Genomic DNA, 13629 nt, shown 5'->3' with positions numbered 1-13629 from the left:
TTCCTCTAGCATGAACAGTCTGTTGCAGGTTATGTTGTTAATTTCATTATAAAACAAGTCCCTGTATTGTTCAACAAACAAAAAAGGCGAATTTTGGTATTTTTATACTTTCTTAAACCGCACTTTAAACACGGTGTCCATGATAAAGATAGCAAGGGCTATGACACCGGCAATCTCAAGTGTCTGGATCAGATAATAACTGCTTTTTGCGCTGTCGTTGGCTATGATATAATACACAATCCGGTACATCCCCGCCCCGGGTACCGTCGGCAGGATTCCTGCAATCAGGAAGATCGTAACCGGCGCCTTAAACACCCGTGCAAAGGTATGCGATGTAAGCGCAATCGCCAGCGCAGAAAAAAATGAGGACAGAACCACATCCGCCCCTCGCTGGATGCTGAACAGGTACACAAAACCTCCGATCGCCCCGGCGATTCCCGCATGGAGCAGATATCTGCGCGGCGTCTCCAGCAGTACGGCAAAGCCTGCCACAGCCACAAAGGAACCTATGACTCCAAATATCAGCTTCATAAATTGCCACCTCCCGGATACATCAGCCCCGTCAGAGCCATTGCCGCCCCTACTCCCAGCGCTACAGCCGCTGCCTTGAGAAATGCCTCCAGTATCCTGGCTCCGCCGGAAATGTAATCCCCCTGCAGGGTATCCCTCACCGCATTTGTAATCGCAACCCCAGGCACCATTGGCATAATCGCGCTGATAATGACAATATCCTCATCCAGCCCCGGGCAGAACCTTTTCAAAAGCGCAGCCGCAACAGCCAGTCCAAAGGAGGACAGCGTATCCAGTATAAAACCATTGATCTGCAGGCGTTTTCCCACAGTCACCACCAATGCAAGCACAGCACCCACGAACGCAGCAGCGGCAGTTTCCAGAATACCGCCCCCAAACAGCGGGGCAAATCCCGCGGGGACGAGCACCGTTGCCAGATTATAAATCCAGACAGGGTACTGCTTTCCACCGATGCTCTTCAGCTCATTATAAGCCGTTTCCAGAGTCAGCTCTCCCGCACAGTATTTTCTTGATATTTCATTCACCCTCATAATCCGGTTCAGATTTGTTCCCCGTTTCTGTACTCTTTTAATCACCGTAATCGGCTCCATATCCGGGTTGCCAATTGTGGCCACAATGCCGGTCATCATCACACTGGCCTCAACCGTCTCTGTATCAGCCGTGTGCAGAATATGGTTGATGGTATCCTCCACCCTGTACGTCTCCGCCCCGCTGCGCAGCATCATCTCGCCGGCCAGTACCGCCGTATTCATCACAAGCTTATAATCCATCCATTTTCCCGCCTTTGTCCCGGGTGTGCCGGGCATACTGATTCTTGCTTCTCTGTCACATATAGTCTGCACAAATCCTTACACATTTTAACACATTTTTTGAATAAATACACCTTTTCCGCGGAAAATTTCAGGCGGTCCTAAACTGTTACCTGTTACGAAAAGTCCTCAGAGGAAATCTCTTTTTAACGTATTGTCACACCCAACTCTGCAAATACATTCTGGTAATGCTCCAGGTGCTCCCTTGGCGCCATAATCGTAATTCCATTTCCGCCATTCCCGCCAAACACATTGCTGCCCACTTCTACAGCACCACATTTCATCATATCTATCTTGGTCAGATTGGTGTTTAAAAACGAATAATCTTCCAGCCTTGTCACATTAGACGGAAGCGCATATGTACCGATTCTTCCACGCGGGAATGCAAGAAGTGTTGTCATGCTGCTGTCAAACAGCATACCGTCCTGCCATGTATAATTTGCATTGGGTTCCGTCAGCTGAATCCAGCCAAGGTCCGTCAGTTCACTCAGAACACCTGGTTCGATATTTACAATATTCGGGGGAATAAAAAGTTCATAGATCTCCGCGCCGACCCCTTCAAAGGTCCCCCTTGCAATTCCTGAACAGCCTTCTGCGGGAAGCACAAGACGGCCTTCCTTTACGATACCCGCAGAGGGATCGTAAGCACAGATCATACCATCCGCATTTACCGTAAAGCCTGCCGGCTGTTCAATCGCCGGTTCATCCGTACCGTTGTTTGGATCATCATTCTCTCCCGGAATGTCGGGTGCTTCCACATCCGGAGTATCCGGAACGACCACATCCGGCGGAACTGCCGGGTCAACATCCACCGGTGGATTATCCGGAACAAGCGGCGTATCCGGCACAATTGGCAGATCGGGTACGATCGGATTATCCGGTGTGATGGGTGCATCCGGAACTGAGGGTTTATCATTGGCTGCAGGAATATCCGGAATCACCGGCGGGGTCACATTTCCTGTCGGTGATTCCGGGATATGCACTCCCGTGAAATTGAGATTTGGAACCTCTGTCTCTGATATTCCACCAATAGCCGGTATTTCTATGCCCATCAAAAAGAAGTCCGAAAGCAAGTCTGCCTGTTCCGCTTCCGGCTGCTCTGTCATCGACTTCACTCTTTTGTTTTCTTTCAACATTTTATTAATATTTGTCTTTACCGGTATTCGATTCACCGCATTGCCGAAAATATCTAAGGCGCCGGCTCCCTCACTGTTTGTCCCATATGTCACCAGCTCTTTTCCATAATATTTTCCGTAAATCATTCGATATGCGGCGTCCGACTCCGTAAATTCCAAAGCAGGGAGTTCACAGACAAGCCCTGCCGCCAGCATAATTATCATCACTATCCCTATGATGCGCGATCCCCTTCTTCGCGCAACACCGCTCTCAAAAATTCTAATACAACATTCCATTTTCAGTTTACCTGCACCTTTCTTTCCATACCACAAATAATACTCACACAAATATAAATTTAACATAAGAAAAAGGAACGCCGCAATCTTTCGCAACATTCCTTTGCATTTTCTTAATATTACCAGCTGCCTCCTCCTCCGCCGCCGAAACCGCCGCCGGAAAAACCGCCGCCGCCAAAGCCTCCGCCGCCAAAACTGCCTCCGGAACCTCCTGACTGCACTGGTCTGGATACGGTCAGCGTGGATGCAGTTTTATTCAGGCTGCTCATCATGAGTCTGTTAAACATATAGTAATCGAAAAAAGAATAGCTGTGATATGGAGAGAACCATTCAGGAGCCGGTACTGAGAGGCCTTTCAGTTTTTTAGCAAAAACGTCGGAAAGACCAAACACATAAGCATAAGGAATAATATGATAGAACCACTCAGGGTTCGTTTTTGCAAGTTCATTCATGCGCTCCAGTTCAGCCGTTTCTATAAAATCACGAAGCCCGGCAAGTCTTCCCATCCATTCAATACACTGGGATGTCCGTCTCTTCATAAATCCTGCCAGCCCGATCATCACTCCGGTGGCCGCCAGAACAGGAACCAGCACCCATATATAATTAAAGACTTCATATTGGAATACACGCATAACATAACTGCCCGCATACACTGCGGTAGATAAAAAGCAGACCGCCAGTGTGCCTCCCGCCGTCAGTTTGCGGGATGTATCGGTTCTGGCATACCATGTATCAATATCACTGCAGAAAACCAGTGTGCCAACCAGCAGCATAACCCACAGCAGCACCTGGACAAAGATCCTGCCGCCGCTTGTATAAGAATAGATACTTGTGAGCACCATAAACCAGGCCAAAGGCAGCGTACAGCATACAATCGCCGCTGTCCTGGCAATTTTAGATTCTCTGGTATATATCATATCCCGGCCCTGCTTTTGAAAATAATTCTTCAGCTGTTTTTTCGCCATCTCCAGCGTGCCTGAAAACTTATACTGGAGGTCACTGATTTTACGGATTTCTCTGTACTCAAACAGCTTATTAAAAATGCAGAACTGATAGCTGGGCGCTTCCTCAGGAAGTTCCTTCAGCTTGAACAGACTGAGCCCATGGTCCGGCATTTCTTTAATGCTCAGAAAGCCTTTGTCCGCCCAGTATATAATCAGGGAAAGCAAGTCTTTATCTTCTACACTGCCGTCAATAATATACCCCACGGCGGCACTGTCCAGATTATCCGGAGGCTGATACTGAATCGAAGGAATAATCGGTTCATCCCTTCCGAATCTCACAAAAAGAAAAACAATCAGCAGCAAAAGTATCACGGCCGGCAATAACAGCAGCCATGGCAGGAAAGTAAGCTGCCCGACACCTGTGAAATAACCAGCTTCCATGGGCGCAAAGAACGTAATTCCCTCCCCCAGTTTTAAATCTTTTTTCAAAATGCCCGTGACCGTATTTCCCTGCCAGGATAGATCCAGAATTGCTGCAGCGTTCTTATTCTCCCCATAGGTTCCGTAATAAAACTCCAGAATATCGTGAGGAAATTCTTTCGGAAATGTGATGGTAAATCTGCTTCCAGCAGGGATCCTGTTCTGCCACTGAGTCGGAAACACGTTATAATAGGCGTTCTGATACGCATTCTCCTGGAAACGCGGTGTCACCGTATAGGAAAACCGGTATTCTTTCCGTCCGGTCAGATATGCATCCTCCGAACCAAAACGGATTACCTTAGATCCGCTTTCAGAATCAACTTCTGTTTCCTCCCGAGATTCCAGCCCTGTCAGCCGGGCATTATAAGGCACCCCCTGAAAGTTCCCGCCGTCTTTAGTATATACGGTTCCCTTCACCGGAATATAACGGTAGATGCCATGCCGGGGCGTCAGAAAGTCAACTCCGATCTGCTCTGTCACTTTATAGGACTGGTTCTCCCCCACCTCGATGTCTGTGTTAAAATATTGCGTAGTCATGTTCAGATCTTCTTTTCGTTCTACCTCAGGGTTTACAACTTTTTCCACAATCCCTGAACCAAACATAAAAAACACCCATACAACAGCCCATATAATGATAGCGGCGGTTCTTCCGCTAAATTTCTTCATACTGGCATCCCCCTGCTAGAAAGTCACTTTCACATTCTCACGCTCACCGCTGTCATTCACTTCATACAGAGGCTTTCTCTGAAACCCGAAGATACCGGCAATGATATTGCCCGGGAACATCTCTGTCTTCGTATTAAAACGATTCACTACGCCATTATAATATCTTCTGGAACCGGCAATCTCCTCCTCAATCCGCTGCAGCTGGTCCTGAAGCTGCAGAAAGTTCTGATTTGCCTTCAGATCAGGATATGCCTCAGATACTGCAAATAAAGACTTTAAAGTGCCGCTTAGAATGTTGTCGTTTGCAATCCGTTCCTCCGCCGTTGATGCATTCATCGCTGCATTACGCGCGGAAATCACTTTTTCCAGAGTCTGCGACTCATGCTTTGCGTATCCTTTTACCGTCTCCACATAGTTTGGAATCAGATCGTATCTTTTCTTCAAAGACACATCCATTGCAGAAAATGCTTCCTCTGTCTTGTTCCTCAGCTTAATAAACCCATTGTAAGAGCCTGCAAGCCAAATAATCAAAATCACAATAATTGCTAATATAATCCATATTGCCATAAATACGGCCTCCTTTATTTATCCCTGAATTTACTATTTCCAATTATAAGACAGTTTCATACTTTCGTCTATAAAATTTCTAAAATTCAGTACTCTATTCCCGCATCCAGCGTAACAGTTCCGGCATGCCCGGACTGTTACCATCCGGCCGCATCCTCTCCATACGGAATGTAACCGGATAATCTCTCATGTACCTTACTGCCCATTCGTACAGTTCGCCGCGTCTATTGCAATAACAAGAAGCAGCCCCGTAAGTTCATCCGCCGGATTTGCAAAGTCGAGCACGTAGGTATCTCCCCAATGCATGAACTCCTTAGTGATATGCACCACCGGACCGCGGCCGTCGCAGACATCATATTCCCATCCGAGAAAATCGCCTTCCACATGCCATTCCTTAAAATCCACTTCATATCTTGGGCGGAAAAATGTAAACTTTTTCTGGATTTCTCCCAGTACCATACCGTTCATTTCGATTTCAAACTGCGGCATCAGAGTCATCAGCTTCTGACGAATGGCGCCGACTTCCCTCTGCCGCCAGTCATACACATGAATCTGATGGCCCAGCGTAAAAAACTCAGCCTTCACAAAATATTTTGCCTCCCCGCCCTCATCATATACATCGTAAGAATCAGTGCAGGAAAACACCCTCTGTTTAATAAATAAACGCATCTCCGCTCTCCTTCCAAATGTTAAATTAATAACACTTTCATCTATCATAACACAGACCACATAAAAAAACACCCCTTCAAAACTAAATGAACAAGCTTTAGCCTTGTGAATGGATGGGGAGGCTTTCGCTGATCCCTTCATATCGCTGATGCATCCAACCGGCAGGAAGGACTCGTACGCCGGGATGGCTCTCAGACCGTGGCAGCGTATTAATTCGCTGGGGGACAGCATAGCCCCAGAAAGAATTAATACGCTGCCACCGCTCGGAGCCCCGCTCAGTGGACGAGCTTTTCCTAACGGCCGGATGTACCAGCTGAAAAACCGGGAAGCCTGCCCCAGGCCGGGAGCATCTATGCCATTTTAAAAGTCCTATAGTTTACGTTAGAGGCCCTTAAGGAAAAAACATAGAAAATGGTGGGCAGAATTTGACGTCTCACGTCAAATTCTGAAGCGGCCTAAAACCCGAAATTATCAAATTTCGGGTTGCATGCCGCTGAACCGCCATTTGCTATGTTTTTTCCTTTAGGGCCGCTTACGTAAACGGAACGGATTTTTAAAATGGCATAGATGTGCCCGGCCTGGGGCAGGCTTCCCGGTTTTTCAGCGTCCCCTTTGAGAAAATCCCCCGCCCATCTAAAACCTAAACATTAATTTCTGCTTTTACGCCCAAAATGTCTTTATTTTCCTCCAACAGAGGCCTTATTACATGTTTAAGGTAAGACTCTACCTGTTCTTTTGCCCGCCCTACATACTTTGAGGGATCCATCGTCTCCTTCAGATCTTCCAAGCTCATATTGAAGGCTTCATCCTGTGCGATCAGTTCAAGAAGGTTATTATCCAGCCCTTTTTCCTTTACATTCCGGCCTGCTTCCATGGATAGCTCGCGGATGCGCTCATGTAGTTCCTGTCTGTCTCCGCCCGCCTTCACGGCATCCATCATAATGTTTTCTGTGGCCATAAATGGCAGCTCTGACATCAGACGCTTTTCAATTACTTTTGGGTATACAACCAGTCCGTCGACGACGTTCAGACACAGATCCAGAATGCCGTCAATTGCCAGGAACCCTTCTGGTATGCTCAGACGCTTATTGGCAGAGTCATCCAGTGTTCTTTCGAACCACTGTGTCGCCGATGTAATAGCCGGATTCAATGCGTCTATCATTACATATCTGGAAAGGGACGCAATCCTCTCGCTTCTCATCGGGTTTCTTTTATATGCCATAGCAGAGGAGCCGATCTGGGTCTTCTCAAAGGGTTCCTCCACCTCTTTCAGGTGCTGCAGAAGGCGGATATCGTTTGAGAACTTGTGCGCGCTGGCGGCAATGCCAGCCAATACATTCAGAACTCTTGTATCCACTTTTCTGGAATAAGTCTGCCCGGATACCGGATAACAAGCTCCGAATCCCATCTTTTCCGCGATCATAGGATCGATCTTGTCAATGGTCTCCTGATCCCCGTCAAAGAGCTCCAGAAAGCTTGCCTGGGTTCCTGTGGTTCCCTTGGATCCCAGCAGTTTCAGGCTGCCAAGGACATAATCCAAATCCTCCAGATCCATTTCAAACTCCTGCATCCAGAGCGTCGCCCTCTTGCCGACTGTGGAAGGCTGTGCAGGCTGAAAATGGGTAAATGCAAGCGTAGGCTGTGCCTTATACTCGTCTGCAAACCTGGAAAGTTCCGCGATCACATTGACCAGCTTTGTCCTCACCAGCCTCAGTGCCTCCGCCATTACGATTATATCGGTATTATCTCCCACATAGCAGGATGTGGCGCCAAGGTGAATAATGCCTTTTGCCTTGGGGCACTGTACACCATAGGCGTACACATGAGACATCACGTCATGGCGCACGACCTTTTCTCTTTCCTTAGCCACATCATAGTTGATATCTTCCGCATGGGCCTTTAATTCCTCAATCTGCTCATCTGTGATATTCAGACCCAGTTCCTTTTCCGTCTCGGCCAGGGCAATCCAAAGCCTTCTCCATGTTCTGAACTTCTTATCAGGTGAAAATATATACTGCATCTCTTTACTCGCATAACGCTCAGAAAGAGGGCTGACATAACGGTCCGTACTCATAAATCTAATCTCCTATTCTTATATATACTAAATGACTGTCAATACCCCGGCAATTGTATAAACCAAGGATTTCTGCTTCATATCCATAAAAGCGAAAAGCAGGCGTCCTACCAGGTCCCCTGCTCAAATGCCTGGCTGATATCCCCGTCCGGCACCTCCATTGGATATTTTCCGGTAAAACATGCATCGCAGTAGCCCAGATCTCCCACCATATTTTTCAGCTTACTGACCTCCATGTATCCCAAAGAATCCGCCCCTATCATCTTCCGAATCTGTTCCGGCGTATGGGAATGCGCTATAAGCTGTTCATTGGACGGTACATCGGTTCCAAAATAGCACGGATACAAGAACGGCGGTGAACTGATTCTGACATGGACTTCGGTGGCTCCCGCTGCTTTCAGCATCCTGATAATATTAGCACAGGTTGTTCCCCGCACAATCGAATCATCCACCATGATGATCCTTTTGCCTTTTACCACCTCGGGTATGACATTCAGCTTGATCTTCACGCTGGATTCCCTTTCGCTCTGGCTCGGCTTAATAAACGTCCTTCCCACATAGCTGTTCTTATGGAAGGCCATCCCATAGGGGATGCCCGACTGTTCCGAATATCCCTTTGCCGCAACCAGCCCGGAATCCGGCACGCCAACTACCAGATCCGCCTCCACAGGGTATGATTCCGCCAATGCCCTGCCTGCGGTAATCCTGGAATGATAGACATTTACCCCGTCCAGAGTACTGTCTGTCCGCGCAAAATAAATATACTCAAAAATGCAGCGGGCCTGTCCCGCAGCCGGTACTGCCATGCTCGTATCGGACGCGATTCCTTCTTTGGTAATCGTAACAATCTCCCCGGGAAGTACATCACGTACAAACTCCGCGTCCACCGCCGCAATGGCACAGCTCTCCGAGGCCAGAAAGTACGTATTATCCCTTTTTCCAATACACAGCGGCTTCAGTCCCAGAGGGTCCCTGGCTCCAATCATCTTGCGCGGGCTGCTCACTACTAGGGCATACGCCCCCTTTATCTTCATCATCGCATTTTTAACTGCGTCCTCCGCCCGGCTTACATTCAGGCGCTCCCTCGCGATATGATATGCAATCACTTCCGAATCGATGGTAGTCTGAAAAATAGCTCCTGTATATTCCAGTTCTTTTCTCAATTCAATGGCATTGACCAGATTGCCGTTATGGGCAATGGCCAGTGTCCCTTTCACGTAATTGATAACGAGCGGCTGTGCATTCTCCACCCGGGTTCCCCCTGCCGTGGAATAGCGCACGTGTCCGATCCCCAGATTCCCCTTCAAACCATGCAGGGATTCCTCATCGAACACATCGTTCACAAGCCCCAGGCCCTTTTTTGATAAAACCCTTCGCTGTCCATATGTGTCAGTTACCGCAATACCACAGCTTTCCTGTCCTCTGTGCTGCAGTGCAAAAAGGCCATAATATACGGATGGCGCCACATTGCCGCCATCCATATCATATGCACCAAAAACTCCACATTCTTCCCCCAAGCCTGTCATAACTTTATCAATTCTGCTCATGAATGTCTCCTATTTATTTGATGCCGATTCTCTTAAATACTTCCTGATATGCATCCTCTACATTGCCCATATCTCTGCGGAAACGGTCTTTGTCCAATTTCTCGTGTGTCTCCTTGTCCCACAGCCTGCATGTATCCGGTGACACTTCATCCGCAAGGATAATCTCCCCATGGAATCTGCCGAATTCAATCTTAAAGTCGATCAGCTCAATCCCAGCTTCATCAAAGAACTTTCTCATAACGTCATTAACTTTAAAAGTATATTCCGTAATCTTATCAATCTCTTCTCTCGTTGCAGCCCCAATCGCAATTGCAAAATAATCATTGATCATAGGGTCGCCCAGATCATCATCTTTATAACTGAACTCCAAAGTCGGTGCTAATAATTTTCTGCCTTCTTCAATCCCAAGCTTCTTGGAAAAGCTGCCCGCAGCCACATTACGCACAATCACTTCCAGAGGAACGATCTCCACCTTCTTCACTGCAGTCTCTCTGTCACTCAGTTCTTTTACATAGTGTGTCGGCACGCCTTCCTTTTCCAGCACCTGGAAGATATAGTTGGTCATGCGGTTATTAATCACGCCTTTCCCAACAATCGTCCCCTTCTTCTCACCATTAAATGCGGTGGCATCGTCTTTATAATCTACAATCACAATATCCGGGTCGTCAGTAGCAAATACCTTTTTTGCTTTTCCTTCGTAAAGCTGTTCTAATTTTTTCATACGTTCACACCTGTCCTTTTTCGATTTTTCATACATAAAGTAGTAAGGCTGTCTTTCTAAAAGAAAAACAAAGTCTCGCATGATGATTATAATACAAGGGAGACGGAAAATCAATATGGGATTTGGAGGACGAGAATTCGTCCCGGGGTGAGATGGGGACGCTTAATGACAGGGATGCCGGGGTGGGACTGGGGCTGTATATGCCGGTGCGTAATGCACCCGTGCTGCTAAGCGCTTCTAGCATTTCGCTCCGGCATATACAGCCCCAGTCCCACCCCGGCATCCCTGTCATAAAGCTGGCTCATCCAGCCGGTAATAAAAAGCCCGTTCCCCGGTTGGAGTCCCAGACCGGAGTAACGGACGTGTATCGACTATGTATATGATGTCCACATGCTTATTATTTTTATGAAATATTGGACTTTTTGCAAAAACTGATGCAAATCACCTCCCCCTCAAAAACGTTCCCCGCAGCCATTCCACATCCGCAGCCCCCGTTTTAGAATCCCCACCGGGGGAATGAGATCTTCCCTGCCGACTGGATGAGTCCAGCTTACCGGGAGCCGGGACGTGCTGCCAAAAGTGCCTATCCTGTTGGAATTACATATTAGCGAGCCTAGCAGCAGTTAGCGAAAATCCGCAAAACCAGACAGAAAAAAGCTGCTTCCGAAGCAGCTTTTTAGAACACCTAAGGCGCTTAATCATCAGATTAAGCGGTGAATGTGTTCGGTTCTGTCTGGTTTTGCGGATTTCCGCTTACTGCTGCTTGGCGCAGCGGGCTGTAATTCCAACAGGATAGGCACTTTTGGCAGCACGTCCCGGCTCGCGGTAAGCGCCCCCTCTCCATCCCCCCCCAAGGCTAAATCTCGTAATCTATATCCCATTTCTGGAGAGTTTCCCCAGGAATTCTTTCATTCGTATATTATCCGACCCAAAGACCTCTTCCGGGGTTCCCTGTTCCGCGATAACGCCCTTATCCATAAAGATGATATGGTCGGCCACATGTTTTGCAAAATTCATTTCGTGGGTGACGATCACCATAGTCATGTGCTCTGCGGCCAGATCTTTGATTACTTTCAGGATCTCTCCCGTCAGCTCAGGATCCAGCGCCGAGGTTGGCTCGTCGAAGAAAAGGATTTTGGGGTTCATAGCCAGGGCCCTGGCTATGGAAACTCGCTGCTGCTGACCGCCCGAGAGTTGGTACGGGTAAGCATTTTCCTTGTCCTCCAGACCCATTTTTTTCAAAAGTACGCGCGCTTCCTTAAAGACCTCCTCTTTTTCCCGTTTCTGCACTTTGATCGGGGCATCTGTGATGTTCCTCATAACTGAAAAATGGGGAAAAAGATTGAAATTCTGGAATACCAGACCATATTCTCCTTCATAATGGATCTCTCCCGCATCCGGGGTTTCGAGGTTCGTCGCACAACGAAGCAGTGTGGATTTTCCGGATCCGGATGGGCCGATAATTGCCAGGACCTGTCCTTCGTCTACCTTCAGGGAAATGTCCTGCAGTACTTCAACGTCGTCAAAGTGTTTTTTGATATGTTTCATTTCTAACAGACTCATGACATTCCCTCCTATTTATAATAATTTAGCTTCTTCTCGATAAATTCCATGAAAACTGCTACGATCAGGTTAAACACATAATAGAATATACCTGCAGCCACCAAAGGAATAATGGAGGTCTGGGCAGCTGCTATCTGTTTTGCGGTCGTAAACATTTCCGCATAGGCAATTGCAAATGCAAGAGACGTATCTTTTACAAGCGTAATTACTTCATTTGTCACTGACGGCAGAATTCTTTTGATAACCTGGGGGAAAATGATACGGAAGAAAGTCTGCACCCGGTTATATCCCAGCAGCTTTGCCGCCTCGTATTGTCCGACCGGCATAGATTCGATTCCCCCGCGGTAAATTTCTGCAAAATATGCGGCATAGTTGACCGCAAATGCAATCAAAACCGCACTCAGTCTGTAAGACGCCGTGATCCGGATTCCGAATATGTAGTACGGCCCGAAATAAACCACCATCAGCTGCAGCATGAGCGGTGTCCCGCGCATAATAGAAATATATACTTTCGTTATCCACTGAATGATTTTAATTTTTGACATTCTTCCGAATGACACAAGCAAACCTAACGGCAGTGAAAACAAAAGAGTTGCAAAAAATATCCCTACTGTTCCTAACATGCCCCCTGATAACTGGCTGATCATTGCCATAAAACTTATCTTCATCTTCCTGACCTCCGGGTAGTAAAAAGGCCAGATAGTAATTCTGACCTTTTTCATTCTTACTTTTAAATTTTATTTGCCTAAGCAGACAGCGTCTTCAACGCCCCACTTTTTAGCGATTGTCATGAATGTTCCATCCTCTGACATCTCATCAAGCGTTTTCTGAACCTGATCCCTAAGCTTCTCATTTCCCTTTTTAAATCCGACTGCATACTGCTCGGAAGAAATCGTCTCGTCCAGGGTTATGTATCCGCCTCCGCGGGATTCGATCTGATACTTTGCAACACCTACGTCCATTGCTACCGCTTCTGCAGCGCCTGCTTCCAGATCCATAAATGCCGTATTATAATCCGGTACCTGTGTCAGCTGGTTGAATGTTCCTGCCAGTTCTTTCTGGTCTCCCTCCAGGGCTGCCAGTGCAGATGAATCAGCCTGTACTTCCACGATTTTCCCTGCCAGATCCTCCAGTGATTTGATTCCGGAATCTTCTGCAACTACCACTACCTGACTGTTGTCTACATATGGCTCTGACCATGTGTAATCGTCTTCACGGCCATTCATGGTGAATCCGTTCCAGATACAGTCGATGGTGCCGGAACTAAGCTCCATATCCTTCGCATCCCAGTCGATCGGCTGCTTTTTCAGCTCCCAGCCGTTTCTATCGCACACTTCCTGTGCGAGATCCAGGTCAAATCCTACGTATTCGCCGTCATCATCCTTATAGCCATAAGGCGGGAAACTTGCGTCAAACCCTACCGTAAAACTGTCTCCCTCGCTTTTTTCTGCACTTACTGCATCTGTCTTTTCATCGCCTTTTGCGGAATCTTCTGTCTTGGTATCCTCTGTTTTAGTACCCTCTGACTTGGTATCTTCCGTTTTGTTTCCGCATCCTGCCAGCGCTGTTGTCAGCACAAGTGCAGCTGCCATTGCTACTGCTAATTTTCTCTTCATAGATACGCCCTCCCTGTCGTGGTGCTTTAT

At 47.5% G+C, this 13629-nt stretch carries 12 protein-coding genes; all 12 read right to left on the bottom strand.

Translation table 11 applies throughout. The features are described from left to right. Positions 1–102 precede the first annotated feature (102 nt). A complete protein-coding gene (locus tag MWG26_RS09635) occupies positions 103–531 on the bottom strand; it encodes a threonine/serine exporter family protein (RefSeq protein WP_025657761.1) in 429 nt (142 codons plus the stop codon). Beyond that, entirely contained in the window at positions 528–1301 is a 774-nt protein-coding gene (locus MWG26_RS09630) for a threonine/serine exporter family protein (RefSeq protein ID WP_117440672.1), read from the bottom strand. Before MWG26_RS09630 ends, MWG26_RS09635 begins: the two co-directional genes overlap by 4 nt. A 185-nt stretch (positions 1302–1486) precedes the next feature. Next, positions 1487–2818, bottom strand: coding sequence for a hypothetical protein (locus MWG26_RS09625; RefSeq protein WP_244062720.1), 1332 nt, complete (start codon positions 2816–2818; stop codon positions 1487–1489). Positions 2819–2871: 53 nt separating this feature from the next. Then, positions 2872–4842: a DUF2207 family protein gene (locus MWG26_RS09620; protein ID WP_240285749.1), complete on the bottom strand. Its 1971-nt coding sequence runs from the start codon at positions 4840–4842 to the stop codon at positions 2872–2874. Between the two features lie 15 nt (positions 4843–4857). Beyond that, complete coding sequence (locus MWG26_RS09615) at positions 4858–5409, bottom strand: LemA family protein (RefSeq protein WP_050642571.1); 552 nt, start codon at positions 5407–5409, stop codon at positions 4858–4860. A 195-nt stretch (positions 5410–5604) separates the two neighbouring features. Continuing rightward, a complete protein-coding gene (locus MWG26_RS09610) occupies positions 5605–6078 on the bottom strand; it encodes an LURP-one-related/scramblase family protein (protein ID WP_025657764.1) in 474 nt (157 codons plus the stop codon). A 640-nt stretch (positions 6079–6718) separates the two neighbouring features. Beyond that, positions 6719–8152 (bottom strand): adenylosuccinate lyase, encoded by a 1434-nt coding sequence (gene purB / locus MWG26_RS09605; RefSeq protein WP_025657766.1) that lies wholly within the window; start codon positions 8150–8152, stop codon positions 6719–6721. A gap of 107 nt (positions 8153–8259) precedes the next feature. Further along, positions 8260–9699, bottom strand: a complete 1440-nt coding sequence (purF, locus tag MWG26_RS09600) for an amidophosphoribosyltransferase (RefSeq protein ID WP_117440665.1) — start codon at positions 9697–9699, stop codon at positions 8260–8262. Between the two features lie 13 nt (positions 9700–9712). Next, the gene (gene purC, locus MWG26_RS09595) at positions 9713–10420 is read right to left on the bottom strand and encodes a phosphoribosylaminoimidazolesuccinocarboxamide synthase (protein WP_025657768.1); all 708 of its coding nucleotides are present in this window, start codon (positions 10418–10420) and stop codon (positions 9713–9715) included. Positions 10421–11290: 870 nt separating this feature from the next. Next, complete coding sequence (locus MWG26_RS09590) at positions 11291–11983, bottom strand: amino acid ABC transporter ATP-binding protein (RefSeq protein ID WP_117440667.1); 693 nt, start codon at positions 11981–11983, stop codon at positions 11291–11293. Between the two features lie 11 nt (positions 11984–11994). Next, positions 11995–12651: an amino acid ABC transporter permease gene (locus MWG26_RS09585; RefSeq protein ID WP_044927442.1), complete on the bottom strand. Its 657-nt coding sequence runs from the start codon at positions 12649–12651 to the stop codon at positions 11995–11997. A gap of 69 nt (positions 12652–12720) precedes the next feature. Then, entirely contained in the window at positions 12721–13599 is an 879-nt protein-coding gene (locus MWG26_RS09580) for an amino acid ABC transporter substrate-binding protein (RefSeq protein WP_025657772.1), read from the bottom strand. Between the last annotated feature and the right edge of the window lie 30 nt (positions 13600–13629).

Source organism: Faecalicatena contorta, assembly GCF_022835095.1.
Taxonomy (GTDB): domain Bacteria; phylum Bacillota; class Clostridia; order Lachnospirales; family Lachnospiraceae; genus Faecalicatena; species Faecalicatena contorta.
Note: the sequence above shows the minus strand (reverse complement) of the source record. Positions and strands in the feature narration are given on the sequence as shown.